The organism is Ruegeria halocynthiae (assembly GCF_000743705.1).
Classification (GTDB): domain Bacteria; phylum Pseudomonadota; class Alphaproteobacteria; order Rhodobacterales; family Rhodobacteraceae; genus Ruegeria; species Ruegeria halocynthiae_B.
In genome coordinates, this window is the sequence record NZ_JQEZ01000013.1 from 1 (window position 1) to 13,721 (window position 13,721).

The window sequence follows — 13,721 nt, forward strand, 5'->3', positions numbered from 1 at the left end:
TGGCGCTGCGGGCGGGACTGGAATTAGCCGTGTCCGGGCAGACCATCAACCGGCAATGCGCCTCGGGCCTGACAGCGATTGCGGCGGCCTCGAACCAGGTTGTCTGCGACGGGATGCAGGTGGCGATGGGGGCGGGTCTGGAATCGATCAGCCTGACCATGCATCTGGAAGGGCGCGAGCAGAACCGCTCGCAGGATCCGTGGCTTCTGACCAACTATCCGGGCGTCGAGATGTCGATGGTGGAAACCGCCGAGATCGTCGCCGAGCGTTATGGCATTAGCCGCGAGGCGCAGGATGAATATGCGCTGCAAAGCCAGCAGCGCACCGCCGCCGCGCAGGAGGCGGGCCGGTTCGACGCCGAGATCGTGCCGCTGGAATCGGTCAAGCGGGTCAAGAACCGCGACACCGGCGAGGTCACGATGGAAACCGTGACGCTGACAAAAGACGAGGGCAACCGCCCCTCGACCACGCTGGACAGCCTGTCGGGGCTGAACCCGGTTTTTGCCGATGGCATGGTGGTGAAAGAAGGCAAATACATCACCGCAGGCAATGCCTCGCAACTGTCCGACGGGGCCTCGGCTGCGGTGGTGATGGAGGCGCGCGAGGCCGAACGCCGCGGGCTGGAACCGCTGGGCGCGCTGCGTGGCACCATGGTTGCGGGCTGTGGCCCCGACGAGATGGGCATCGGCCCGGTCTTTGCGGTGCCCAAGTTGCTGAAGCTGCACGGGCTGACGATGGATGACATCGGCCTGTGGGAGCTGAACGAGGCCTTTGCCTCGCAGGTGCTCTATTGCCGCGACAAGCTGGGCATCCCGAACGAGCTGCTGAACGTGAATGGCGGCGCGATCTCGGTCGGGCATCCCTTTGGCATGACGGGCGCGCGCTGCGCTGGCCATGTGCTGATCGAGGGCAAGCGGCGCGGTGCCAAATACGGCGTGGTGACCATGTGCATCGGCGGCGGCATGGGCGCGGCCGGCCTGTTCGAAATCTTCTGAGCGGGACATCAGCCATGAGCAATCTGCAAGACACCTTTGACCATATGACCGCCCGCATCGGGCAGGCCAACACGCCCAGCGAGTGGTTCACGCTGGATCAGGCGCGCGTCGATCAGTTCGGCGCGGCCACGCTGGACGATCAGTGGATCCACTGCGACCCCGACCGCGCCCGCGACGGCCCGTTCGGGCAGACCATCGCCCACGGCCAGCTGACCCTGTCGATCATGGAACTGCTGCCACTGCCCGCTGATGCAGTGCGGTTCGATGATCTGGACACGATCGACCTGATCATCAACTACGGCTTCAACAAGGTCCGCTTCCCCTCCCCGGTCCCCGTCGGCGCCCGCATCCGCGCCCACACGGTGCTGCAATCGGTCGAGATCAAGGGCGACATGATCGAGGCCGTCACCGAAAAAACCGTCGAAATCGAAAACCACAACAAACCCGCATGCGTCGCAATCGCAATCGCAAGGTATGTGGTCAAATAAGATAGGGGGGATAAGGGAGGAACAGTGAGGAAAATCAAGGCAATCGCATACGGTCTGGGAAACCTGGGCCGCGGCCTGATCCGTCCGGCCCTGGAAAAGGGCGTGGAATTTGTTGGGGCCATTGACATCAACCCCGATCTGATCGGGCGCGATCTTGGGGCGGTTGCCGGGCTGCAACGGGATCTGGGCATTGCCATTTCCGGCGATGCTGCCCAAGTTTTGGCAGAGACCTCGGCGGACGTGGTGCTTATGAACCTGTCCAGTGGCGCCCGCCAAATACATCCCCAAGTCAGGGACTGCCTGCGCGCGGGGATCAATGTGATCACATCTTCCAATGATCTGGTCTATCCATGGACACATGCGCCCGAGATTTCGGCCTTGATAGATACCCAGGCGCGCAAGCATGACGTCAGTGTTGTCAGTTCCGGGGCGACTGATGCGCTGGTGGTCAATATGCTGTCAACGCTGGCCGGGGCCTGCCACCAATTGAAGACAATCGAAGTCGGTGCGCGGGTGTCCCTTAATGAGGTCAGCGCGAAGGAGTTGCTGTCTTTTGGCGTCGGGTGTGCGCCGGAAACGGTTAGCCAGATGCTGTCGGGGTTTGGCGAAGCACCTCTATTGCGTACGGCTTTGGAAAGTGTCGCGCGTGATTTGGGGCTGACACCCACACGGTTTGAAAACATCTTTGATCCGGTTGTGGCCAAGCGGGACATGTACGTCCCCAAGCATGATCTGCATGTCAAAGCTGGAACCGCCAAGGGATTGGAAAGCCGGGTCTTTATTGAAACTCAGGAGGGCATTTCCCTGTCCGGCACTGTGCGTCACGAGCTTTTCCCAAAAGGCAAGCACGAAGCCGGGGGGCTGGCAGTCAATCTGAAGGGGCAACCCGATATTTCAGTCGTTCTGGACGATCTCGAAGTTCGGGATATGGCCCGTTTTCAGATCATAAATCGTATTCCTGACGTAATTTCCGCCGCGCCGGGTCTGATTTCGACGGAACAGCTTTGCCGCCCAAAATATCGAGCTCGTGGTTTGGGTTCCTATCTCAGCGAAATTTCAGCTGGCAAAGGAATTTGCGAAATTATGCACTGACTAAGACAGGTCCAATCACGGGCCTTTATTCACCCAAGGCAACAGGCCGAAACGTAACACTTCGGATCTGTCCTTGCAGAGAAGATGCCGCCTCGGCGGATGGAAATACAAACAGGAGGAACACTATGAAAAAACTCATGCTCTCGACCTTAACAGCAATAACGCTTGGTCTGCCGATGGCCGCAATGGCCGATCAGGCCCTGGGAAACTGGAAAACAAGCAGTGATGACGAAGGATTTTATTATATCGTCAGCATCGCGAAATGTGACAGCGGCGTATGCGGCACCATTAAGGGAACCTATGACGCGCAGGGTAAGCCAGCGCCGCAACCCGAAGACGGCAAGCGCATGATCTGGGACATGAAATCCGAAGGTAATGGCAAATACGAGGACGGCAAGATCTGGGATCCGCTTGGCGATAAGACCTATGCGTCCAAGATGGAAGTGAAAGGCAACAAGCTGAAGGTCAAAGGGTGCGTCGCAGGTGGTCTTATCTGCGATACCGACACTTGGACACGCGCCAAGTAAGTGATGATCTGAAATGTTCAGGCCGGTGGTTCAAATGACCGGCTCCAGGATAGCCCGTTCCGGCAGTATTCCGGGCCGGGCTGTTCACCCGATTGGGATGCCGCGCAGGTGTGCGCCAAAGTGTCAGCCGTTTTTGCGGAATTGCGATGGCGTGATACCACCGGATAACCGGATAAAAGCACGATCAAACGCGCTGAGTTCGGAATACCCCATTGAAAAGGCGATCTGACTGATCTGCGCCTCGGATCGGGTCAGCGCGCGCGAGGCAAGCTCGAATACAACTTCATCCTTGAGCTCTCGGAACGATGTGCTTTCCAGACCCAGTTTACGTTGCAGCGTTGCGCGCGACATATTCAGTTCACGGGCGACCTGTTCCTGATTGGCGACTTCGGATCCGATCTTGCTGATCAACAATCTTTTGGTGCGCTGCCTGAGGCTTTCGTCAGGCGTTGGCGGCAGCAATTGCTGGATACTGTCCATCAACACCTCAAGTAGCTGGGGATCGGCATCGCGAATTGGGATGTCCAGAAATCGGGATTCGATTTCAATGAAATTCGTGGTTTGATCGAACAGCAGGTTTTCGCCGAACACCGCGCGATAACGTTCGATTTCATTGGGGGTTTGAAAGCTGAACGACACAACCTTGGGGTTCCATTCGGGCCGGATGTGTTTGCGGATGAATTGCAACCGTCGCGCCAATGTCAATGTGATATCATGTTTCGGGCTGGAATCGCATGGGTCCGTCAATTCATAGTCCAGTCGGACGGATTCCTCTGTCTGGCTCAGGTGCCAGATGCTGAAATACTCACCCAGTACTTTCTGATACTGCACGCCAAGCCGCAGGTGATCCCCGATTGTGCGGGCATTCATCACCAGCATCCCCAGCGTGCCCATGTCGTAATCATGCAGGTTTTCGGCCAGGCGCAGGCCGATTTCCTCGTCATGCAGATAGCTGCCAAGACAGTCGAAAATGGACAGATACACCTGAACAAAGTTGTTGGCCGGCAAGTTGGTATTGCCAACCAGCGCCAGTGCCTGATCTTCTGTGAGGTTAAGCTTGCGGATGTCCACTCCTGCCTCAAGCGCGGCTTTTGTAAGCCACGTCAGCGAGGGAGTTCCAATTACCGCGTTGTCCAATCCACCAACCTCACTATTAGCCCGAAAAATGCGCTGTGAGTTAATATGTAAAATTTGGGAGGTGAATCTGCAAGCAAAGGTAGCGATTTGGTGGCGACACAGATTGGTTTTATTCGTTTTTCTGTTTTGGAGGTCAAAAAAACCGCGCCGTGTGCCTGCAGATTGGCTATAGGGAAATTGTGGTTTTCTTATTTATGACAGTTGTTATGTTGCGCCATGCCGAAAATCGTAGACCATGACATAAGGCGCGAGGAAATCGCCAAAATAGTGCGAGACCTAGTGATCGCCGAAGGGGTCGAATCCGCCAGTTTTCGTGGCATCTGCCGGGCAGGGGGCTTTTCGACCGGCGTTCTGTCTTACTATTTCGAGAATCAGGAAGACCTGATGCGATATGTCTTTGTCTGGCACACAAAGCAGCTTGAGGACCGGTTGCGCGCTCTGGTTACCCACCTAGAGAGCGACGGCCCGAGCAGGTTCAGCGAAGTTCTTTGGTCGTTAATGCCAGGCGGGCCGAATCTGAGTTCCGCCAATGACGTCTATTTCAGCTCCGAGTTATGGCGATTCATGATGCTAAGGCCGCACATGCTGGATCAAATGCGCGCGGCTTACGCGCCGGTTCAGGCGCTGACGGCGCAAGCGGTTCAGATTGCGTCGGGGTTACCAGCGGATCAGGCGGCCACGGTGGCGTTGTTTGTGCAGGCTGCGATTGACGGCAACTTCATCCATCAGCGGGCCGGTTTAATCGGCCCGGATCAGGCCGGGACCATGGTCGAACATCTGACACGGTATGTTTTGTCCTGCGGGACAGACAGCAAAAACGGGAATACCAAATGACTGACGCGCAGATTCAACAAGGCCACCGTTTCAGGCTGGCAAAGAATGGTCTGCCCGCCAGCCTGGTGCTGGCTGCCGTTCAAATGTCGGCCATCCTGTATTCTGGCCTGTCGCCGGTCATTATCACCGGCCTGACACAAACCGGCGATTTCACCACCGAGACCGGCGGCTATGTTTTTGCCATCAACATGCTGGGCAATACGCTGGGTGGTTTGGGAATGGCGACCATCGTGCAGCGGATCAACTGGCGGATTGCCATGGTTTCGCTGCTTCTCATGATGATGGCGATGGATGCCGCCTCAATCCTGTGGGGTGGGCAGCAATCATTGTTCGCTTTGCGTGCTTTGCATGGTCTGGCCAGTGGTGCGTTGGTTGCCGTCGCGCTGACAATCATCGCACGGACAAAGCGGCCGGACCGGGTGCTGGCGCTGGGGACGGCGCTGCTGGTGTCCTTGGGCGGGTTTTTTACCATAGCCCTGACTAAATTCCTGCCGGACTACAGCATCGACACCGTCTGGACCATCCTGATCGTCGTCTCAGGCATTGTGCTGCTGCTGCTGCCCTTGTTGGGAGAGTACCCGCCCATCCCTTACAAACATACAGACGTGAAACAGCAACGGGCCTCAATCCTGTATATCGTGCTGGCTCTGGTCGCCATTATCCTGTTTCAGGCCGGAAACATGACGGCCTATGTCTATTCCATCGAACTGGGCCTGAACCACCAGTTCTCGCAGTCCTTTACCGGAACTGTCGTGGGCCTGTCGCTGTGGGCCGGTGCGCTTGGCGCGGTGGTGATTGCATGGTGGTCCACGCGCATGGGGCGAATGTTGCCGGTGCTGGTGCTGCTGGTTGTGATGACCTGCGCCGTCTCTCTGCTGCTGGTCCCGCAAGAGGCCGCCTTTGCCGTCAGCCTGTTTGGGGCCAGCATTTGTTACGCGATGGTGTTCCCCTATCTGATGGCGATTGCATCCGAGATGGACAATACCGGAACCATCGCAGCCATCGGTAGCTTTTGCGCCAGTTTCGGCATCGCTGCCGGGCCGGGCTTTGCCGCGGTGTTGTTGGGCGATGGTGCATATGGCCGCGTCGTGCTGTTTGCGGCGGGATCGCTGGCGGCCAGCGGCCTGATCGCTTTGTTGCCCGCGCGTATGCTGGACCGCCAGAACCTGAAAAGCCGCGTCCGCTGGTAAGTCCTTGGGCACGCGGGCCACAGCGGTCAACTGCCAACTCTGTGATGCCAAATGTCAAGTGAAGGCGCGCCGTCGTTGCCTATCATCCGGCAAGAATTCCGGACACCAGATTGGGACTGATCCTGTATCAGGCCCCGATATCCCCACGCCATTGATCAGGAGCGCGACACATGACCAAAATCAAAGCCATCGCTTACGGGTTGGGCACAGTGGGGATCGACGTGATTGCCCCGGCTGTCGACAAAGGGATCGAGTTCGTGGGCGCCATTGATATCAATCCTGATCTGGTGGGTCGTGATCTGGGCGAGGCTGCGGGTTTGGGCAAGGATCTGGGCGTGAAGATCAGCGCCGATGCGGCTGAGGTTCTGGCCAACAACCCGGCTGATGTGGTGTTCCTGAGCCTGTTCAACGATGTCCGCCAGATGCAGCCCTTTATCGAAGACTGCGTGCGGGCGGGTCTGAACGTCATCACCCCTGCCGATGATGCCGTTTATCCTTGGGCCCACGCGCCCGAGGTGTCGGCCGCGATTGATGAACTGGCCAAAAGCAAAGGCGTCAGTGTCATCGGTTCGGGCCTGAGTGACGCGTTGGTTGTCAGCCTTGTGGCCTCGCTGGCCGGGGCCTGCCATAACCTGTCGAAGGTGAAAACCGACACCCGGTCCTGCCTCAATCACGCCAGCGCCTATGACCTGCAGAAATTCGGCGTCGGGCATGACCCCGAAATCGTCCGGGCCATGTTTGCAGACTTTGATGAGCTGCCCGCCAAACGCACCACGTTTGAAGCTATCGCGGCGGACATGGGCCTGAAGGTCACTGATTTCGGCGGTGGATACTGGCCGGTTGTGGCCGAGAAAGATTTCTATGTCCCCGAACATGACCTGCACGTCAAGGCAGGCACCACCATGGGGATCGGCAGCGATGCGACGCTGGAGACCGAAGAGGGGATCAGCTTTGAAGGCGTGATCCGGTTCGAGCTGTACCCCGAAGGCGAAGCGGACGCAGGCCATTCTAAAATGACCCTCTCGGGCACGCCAGACATTTCCGTTGTGATGAGCGACATCGATGTGCATGGCCATGTCTGCTATCAGATCGTGAACCGGGTGCCGGATGCGATTAAAGCAGCCCCCGGCCTGATCACCAATGACGAACTTCCGCGCCCCAAGTACCGGGCCTTCGCGCTGGACAGCTACCTGTCCTGATCCGCGCCCATTGAAATTTCAGGAGACCCCGATGAAAGAAATCAAAGCCATCGTTTATGGTGTGGGATCGGTCGGCCGTGATCTGGTCGCTCCGATGCTCGACAAAGGCGTGACCATTGTTGGCGCGATTGACACCAACCCCGATCTGGTTGGCCGTGATCTGGGCGAGGCGCTGGGGCGTGACCCGATCGGCGTGATCGTCAAGGATGATGCCGATTCCGTTCTGGCCGAGGTCAAAGCCGATGTGGCGATGGTCTGCATCTCGACCAGTCTTGAGGTGATGGAGCCGCATATCAGCCGCTGCCTGCGCGCTGGCGTCAATGTCATCACTGCGACGGATTCGGTGGCTTACCCGTGGCGCATTGCCCCCGAAGCGGGCAAGCGACTGGACCAACTGGCGCTGGAGAATGGTGTTTCGCTGTTTTCCTCCGGCTTCCAGGATGCCTTTCAGATCAACCTGCCGCTGGTTCTGGCCGGGGCTTGCCACAAGATCGATCTGCTTGAGATCAAGCTGGCCAGCAATCTTGAACACACCGGCCGCGCCGAGGCCGAGATGCTGGGCCTTGGCCTGTCGCTGGAAGATTTTGCCGAAGCCGCCAAACACACCGATGGTGGTGCCGTGGCCGAAGGCAAAAGCGCGTATTTCGAGGCGATTCCGGCGGATTTTGGCGTCAAGGTTGTGGATTCACACTATTCGATTGCGCCAGTTACCGCACCAACTGCGCGCTATTCCAAACTGACCGAGCGTCATATCCCCGAAGGCCACCTGATGGGTATTGATCTGGTGGCCGAGATGGATCTGGAAAAAGACATCAAATTCCGCTCGGTCATGTCGTTTTACGTTTTCGAAGAAGGCCAGCCCGACCTCAGCCCGGTCGAGATCAACATCAAGGGCACGCCCAACATGTCGGTCAAACTGTCTGACATCGACATTCACGCCCATGTGGTCCTGTGTCTGGTCAACCGCATCGTCGACGTGATCGAATCCCGCCCCGGGCTGGTGACCAACGAACAGATGCCACGGCCCAAGTTCCGGCCTAAAGCGTTCGGTTCCTACCTTTGAACCTGCGCTGACCCGGCCTATAGGCCGGGTCGCTACCGATCACCCTGTCAGCCCGCGAACCGGGGATAACCCGGTGCGCGCGATCCCATGTGTTGCTGTTCGCATTTGGTTTTCTCAATTCATAGTTTTGTAACTAGATATTCAATACGCGGACCCTGAAAACTAAGTGTCGCAAAATGGCGGAAACCACCCGTCTCTCGACGTCAGAAGGAGAAAAAATGTCCATCCTAGACCGCGCGCAACAAATGTTCGTCAACGGAAAATGGCAAGCGTCCAATGGGGCCGAAATGCAGGCCGTGGACCCTTCGACCGGAGAAAGCTTTGTCACCCTGCGCGGGGCGTCGGCCGAAGATGTGCAGCAGGCGGCAGAAGCGTCGGCGGCCGCGTTTGTTACCTGGGGCAAGACCCCCAGCACGCTGCGGGCGCAGTATCTGCGTGGCTTCGCCAAGGGTCTTCAGGACCGCGCCCCGGAACTGATCGACTTGCTGATGCGCAACAACGGCAAGCCGAAATTCGAGGCCGAGATTTGCCTGGGCGACGCGGTTGCCTCGTTTGAATATTATGCCACTCTGGCCGATGAGCTGGACGCGAAGCAGGACCAGCAGGTTCACCACGCGGGTGGCGAGCATCGCGGCTATGTCCGGCACGAACCGCTGGGTCCGGTCGGCATGATCGTCCCGTGGAACTTCCCGCTGATGACAGCCGCGTGGAAGATCGCACCGGCGCTGGCAGCTGGATGCACCGTGGTTCTGAAAACCTCGGAAATCACACCGCTGACTGAATTTGTTCTTGCTGAGATCGCGCAGGATATCGACCTGCCCGCAGGTGTGCTGAACATCCTGACCGGCGGTGCCGAAGCCGGTATCGCCATGAGCGCGGCCCCGCAGTTCCGCAAAATCTCGTTCACCGGGTCGAACATGACCGGCGGCAAGGTCATGAGCGCGGTCTCAGACCGTTGCCTGCCCGTTGCGCTTGAGCTGGGCGGCAAATCCCCGATCATCGTCACAGCAGATGCGGATATCGCGCAGGCGGTTGAACTTGTCTCGATGGGTATCTTCTTCAACGCGGGACAGGCCTGTTCGGCAACGTCGCGTCTGATTGTCGACAAATCCATCGAAGGGGATCTGATCGACGCGCTGGCAGCGGCGGCCAAGGGTCTTAACGTCGGTTCGCCCTATAATGAGGCGTCGGAAATGGGACCGATCACCTCGGCCCAGCAGTTCCAGAAGGTAAAGCAGTATCTGGCAGGTGCCCGCGACGATGGGCTGGATTGTGTCGCTGGCGGCAATGCACGCGACAACGAACCGGGCTTCTTTGTGGAACCGACCATTTTCCGCAATGTGCCGCACAACAACACCATCTGGCGCGAAGAGGTGTTTGGCCCGGTTCTGGCAACCACCACTGTCAGCTCTGAGGCTGAGGCCATCGCTGTCGCCAACGACACGCATTATGGTTTGGTCGGCGCTGTTGTCAGCCGCGAATGGGACGATGGCAAACGCATCGCGGATCAGCTGGTGGCGGGGCAAATCTTCGTCAACAGCCCGCAGGTGGTTTATCCTGACAGCGCCTGGGGCGGCTTCAAAAGCAGCGGCATCGGTCGTGAACTGGGACCTTGGGGCCTGTCCGGCTATCAGGGCGTCAAACATATCCTCTCGCCGGTCGCGGCCTGAGTTCATACAACATAAAGATTGAGGGAGATCACAATGACAACTTCGATACCCCAGACCATGAAATCCGCCCGCTGCCACGGCGTCGGCCAGGCTTTGGTGGTCGAGGAAGTGCCTGTACCGACCCCCGGGCCTGGTCAGGTTCTGGTCAAGCTGGAAAGCTGTGGCGTCTGCCATTCCGACTTGCATCTGCGCGATGATGGCGGTCTGCCGGACGAGCTTTACCCGCTGGTCGTCGGCCATGAAGGTATTGGCCGGATTGCTGCCCTTGGTGAAGGCGCGCGCGCCGATCTGTCGATTGGAATGCGCATTGGCTTGCCGTGGCTCTATGACAGCTGCCTGGAATGCAAGGAGTGCATGACGGGGCATGAGAACTTCTGCGGCGTTCAGACCGCGCGCGGCATTGAACATCACGGTGCATTCGCTGAATACGCTCTGATCGAATCCGCATTTGCCTGCGAAATCCCTGATGGGATTGACGTGGTCAAGGGTGCCCCCCTTCTGTGTGCCGGTCTGACCGCATGGGTCGCGCTGGAGCGTGCGAACACCAAGCCGGGTTCGAATGTGCTGATCGTTGGTGCCGGTGGCTTGGGCCAATACGCAATCCTGATCGCCAAAGCACGCGGCGCGCAGGTGTTCGTCATCGACCAGGATGATGCAAAACTGGAAACCGCCAAAAAACTGGGCGCAGACGCGGCCATCAAGGCAGGACCCGAAGCCGGTCAGAAGGTCAAGGAACTGGGTGGCGCGGATGTGACCCTGAACTTTGCACCGACGCCGCACGTTTGGGACACGATCAAGGATGCGGTGAACCTGCGCAGCCATATCGTTGCCGTGGCGCTGGTGAACGACCCTGTCGATCTGTCAATGTATTGGCTGATCGAAGGCGGCCACAAGGTCATGGGTTCGTCGGTTGGCACCCGTCAGGATCTGCGTGACTTCCTGGCCTTTGCCGCCCGCAACCCGATGGGGGTTGAAGTCGAGGTGGTATCGCTGGAACAGGCCAATGATGCGCTGGACCGCCTCAAGCGTGGTGAGGTGCAGGGCCGCATCTGCGTGGATTTCAGCCTCTGACGCCAAATCCGGGATAGGAGGCGCGGACCGCTCATTGGTCTGCGCCCGCCTGGCATCCCAACGGATTGCATCGTCCGGAAATCATTCTGGGCGAGTGCACCTAGCAAACCTGGCGCAGGCGGTAAACGCATTGAATAATGCAAATGTTAACTTTCGGCATTCGTTATTCTATCACCTGAAACACACACCTAGTTTGCCCCCTAAAGATCGCATCAAGCGTTGGAACAAGGATTCCGTTTGGCAACGTCACATGTTTGAGCCGTAAGAGTGCGGTTCCAGTGTGTCGTTAACCCATTCGGGCGCACCAATTGAACTGGAGAACAAAATGACGGAATATCGCGCGCCAATTCGAGACATGCGTTTCGCATTTGAAGAGGTTCTGGGCAGTGTGTCGCATTATGATGCGGTCTACCCCGAAGCAGGTGTCGACAGCGACACAATCGCCGCCATCATGGAAGAGCGCGCAAAGTTCTGCGAAAACGAGCTGGTGCCCCTGTACCGCAGTGGCGACGAACAGGGCTGCACCATCACGGACGGTGTGGTGACCGCGCCCGACGGGTTCCGCGCCGCGTATGAAGCCTATTGCGAAGCCGGCTGGCCTTCGATTGCCGGGCATGAAGAGTTCGGCGGTCAGGGGTTGCCGCCCTCGCTGGGCTCGATGCTTCAGGAAATGAATGTCAGCGCCAACCACGCGTTTTCGATGTATGCGACCCTGTCCGAAGGTGCGCGCGAAACCATCGAGGCGCATGGCACCGACGCGCAAAAAGCGTTGTACCTGCCCAAACTGGTTGATGGCACCTGGACCGGCACCATGTGCCTGACCGAACCGCAATGCGGCACCGACCTGAATCTGGTGCGCTGCCGGGCCGAACCCAATGATGACGGCTCTTATGCGCTTCATGGCACCAAGATCTTCATCTCGGCTGGCGACCACGATATGGCCGACAACATCGTTCACATCGTTCTGGCCCGCTTGCCGGATGCACCCGCGGGCACCAAGGGGATTTCCCTGTTCATCGTGCCGCGTCACCATGTGAACGCAGATGGCTCGGTCGAAGAGGCGCGCAATGTCCAGACCGGCTCGATCGAGCACAAGATGGGCATTTGCGGCAACGCCACCTGCGTGCTGAACTTTGACGGCTCCAAGGGGTATCTGATCGGCGAGCCGCACAAGGGCCTGCGGGCGATGTTTACCTTCATGAACTCAGCCCGGATGGGTGTGGCGCTGGAAGGCGTGGCCCATGGCGAGCTGGGTCTGCAGAAATCCCGCGCCTACGCGCTGGAGCGGCTGTCGGGCCGGGCGGCAACCGGGCCGGTCAACCCCGATGGTCCCGCTGACCCGATCATCGTGCACCCGGACGTGCGGCGTATGCTGCTGACCCAGATGGCCCTGACCGAGGGCAGCCGGATGCTGAGCTATTTCTGCAATAAACAGGTCGATCTGACCCTGCACGCACAGGATGCAGATTCTCGTGCGGAGGCCAATGATCTGCTGGCGTATCTGACCCCCGTGGCCAAGGCGTTTGCAACCGAAAGCGCGTTTGAATCGGCCAATCTGGCGGTTCAGGTGTTCGGCGGGCACGGCTTTATCCGCGAATGGGGCGTGGAACAGAACGTGCGCGATGTGCGCATCACCATGCTGTACGAAGGCACCACCGGCATTCAGGCGCTGGACCTGCTGGGCCGCAAGGTTCTGCGTCCGGGCGGCGAAGCCCTTGGCGGGTTCCGCGACATGGTTCAGTCCTTCTGCGATGAGCAGGCCGGAAATGCCGCGATGGCGGAGTTCATCACGCCGCTGCGTGGGCTGCATGACCGCATCGACGGGCTGGCGCAGGACATCGCCGAAAAGGCGCAAGCCAACCCGAATGAGGTTGCTGCAGCTGCGGTCGATTACCTGATGGCCTCGGGCTATTACACACTGGCCTATTTCTGGGCGCGCGCCGCAAAAACCGCGCAGGATGCGCTGGCAGCGGGCACGTCGGAACAGGATTTCTACAACACCAAACTGGCTGTAGCGCGGTTCTATATGCAGCGTTTGCTGCCCCGCGCTGATACGCACATTTCGGTATTGGGAGTTGGTTGTGAGAGTTTGATGGGATTGCCGGATGATGCGTTTGCGGTTTGATGTGGGCGTTTTGGCGGGCTGGGATTGAAGGATAAGGAGCGAGAGATGGCTGGATTGTGCGAAGGGCGTGTTGTTCTGATCACCGGGGCGGGGCGTGGCATCGGGCGGGGGTATGCGCTGTTGCTGGCGGCCGAAGGGGCCAAGGTGATTGTCAATGATCTGGGCGCGGAACGCGATGGCGCAGGCGCCGATATCGGCCCGGCGCAGGAGGTGGTGAACGAGATCACCGCCGCCGGGGGCGAGGCCATCGTGAACGGGGCCGATGTCAGCGATTTCGATGCGGCCTCGGGCATGATTGACGCCTGCATCGCCGAATATGGCCGCCTGGAC

Annotated in this window: 13 protein-coding genes; 12 read left to right on the forward strand and 1 reads right to left on the reverse strand. The window is 58.8% G+C overall.

The features are described from left to right. From JT51_RS20750 to JT51_RS20765, 4 genes are all read left to right on the forward strand, one after another. A partial coding sequence (locus JT51_RS20750; protein ID WP_037317724.1) for an acetyl-CoA C-acyltransferase occupies window positions 1-995 on the forward strand: 995 nt, incomplete at its 5' end. Window positions 996-1,009: 14 nt separating this feature from the next. Next, window positions 1,010-1,483 carry a MaoC family dehydratase gene (locus tag JT51_RS20755; RefSeq protein ID WP_037313449.1) on the forward strand — a complete coding sequence of 158 codons (474 nt, stop codon included), beginning with the start codon at window positions 1,010-1,012 and terminating at the stop codon, window positions 1,481-1,483. A gap of 24 nt (window positions 1,484-1,507) precedes the next feature. Further along, on the forward strand, window positions 1,508-2,575 hold the full coding sequence (locus JT51_RS20760) for a hypothetical protein (protein WP_037317727.1): 1,068 nt from the start codon (window positions 1,508-1,510) through the stop codon (window positions 2,573-2,575). Window positions 2,576-2,700: 125 nt separating this feature from the next. After that, entirely contained in the window at window positions 2,701-3,102 is a 402-nt protein-coding gene (locus JT51_RS20765; RefSeq protein WP_037317730.1) for a DUF2147 domain-containing protein, read from the forward strand. 123 nt (window positions 3,103-3,225) lie between these two features. On the opposite strand, the gene JT51_RS20770 is transcribed toward JT51_RS20765, so the two are convergent. Next, window positions 3,226-4,239: an AraC family transcriptional regulator gene (locus JT51_RS20770; RefSeq protein WP_037317733.1), complete on the reverse strand. Its 1,014-nt coding sequence runs from the start codon at window positions 4,237-4,239 to the stop codon at window positions 3,226-3,228. Window positions 4,240-4,455: 216 nt separating this feature from the next. Between JT51_RS20770 and JT51_RS20775 the strand changes: the two genes are divergently transcribed. From JT51_RS20775 to JT51_RS20810, 8 genes are all read left to right on the forward strand, one after another. Next, on the forward strand, window positions 4,456-5,073 hold the full coding sequence (locus tag JT51_RS20775; protein WP_152563421.1) for a TetR/AcrR family transcriptional regulator: 618 nt from the start codon (window positions 4,456-4,458) through the stop codon (window positions 5,071-5,073). Next, window positions 5,070-6,263 (forward strand): MFS transporter, encoded by a 1,194-nt coding sequence (locus JT51_RS20780; protein WP_037317739.1) that lies wholly within the window; start codon window positions 5,070-5,072, stop codon window positions 6,261-6,263. The genes JT51_RS20775 and JT51_RS20780 overlap by 4 nt, the downstream gene beginning before the upstream one ends. A 170-nt stretch (window positions 6,264-6,433) precedes the next feature. Further along, window positions 6,434-7,462: a hypothetical protein gene (locus tag JT51_RS20785; protein WP_037317742.1), complete on the forward strand. Its 1,029-nt coding sequence runs from the start codon at window positions 6,434-6,436 to the stop codon at window positions 7,460-7,462. A gap of 31 nt (window positions 7,463-7,493) precedes the next feature. Continuing rightward, window positions 7,494-8,525, forward strand: coding sequence for a hypothetical protein (locus JT51_RS20790; protein WP_037317745.1), 1,032 nt, complete (start codon window positions 7,494-7,496; stop codon window positions 8,523-8,525). A 218-nt stretch (window positions 8,526-8,743) separates the two neighbouring features. Further along, the gene (locus tag JT51_RS20795; protein ID WP_051927685.1) at window positions 8,744-10,195 is read left to right on the forward strand and encodes an aldehyde dehydrogenase family protein; all 1,452 of its coding nucleotides are present in this window, start codon (window positions 8,744-8,746) and stop codon (window positions 10,193-10,195) included. A gap of 33 nt (window positions 10,196-10,228) precedes the next feature. Next, window positions 10,229-11,266: an alcohol dehydrogenase catalytic domain-containing protein gene (locus tag JT51_RS20800; protein WP_081894777.1), complete on the forward strand. Its 1,038-nt coding sequence runs from the start codon at window positions 10,229-10,231 to the stop codon at window positions 11,264-11,266. 325 nt (window positions 11,267-11,591) lie between these two features. After that, window positions 11,592-13,391, forward strand: a complete 1,800-nt coding sequence (locus tag JT51_RS20805; RefSeq protein ID WP_037317748.1) for an acyl-CoA dehydrogenase C-terminal domain-containing protein — start codon at window positions 11,592-11,594, stop codon at window positions 13,389-13,391. A gap of 45 nt (window positions 13,392-13,436) precedes the next feature. Beyond that, window positions 13,437-13,721: SDR family NAD(P)-dependent oxidoreductase (locus tag JT51_RS20810; RefSeq protein WP_037317750.1), on the forward strand; the 285-nt coding region annotated here is incomplete at its 3' end.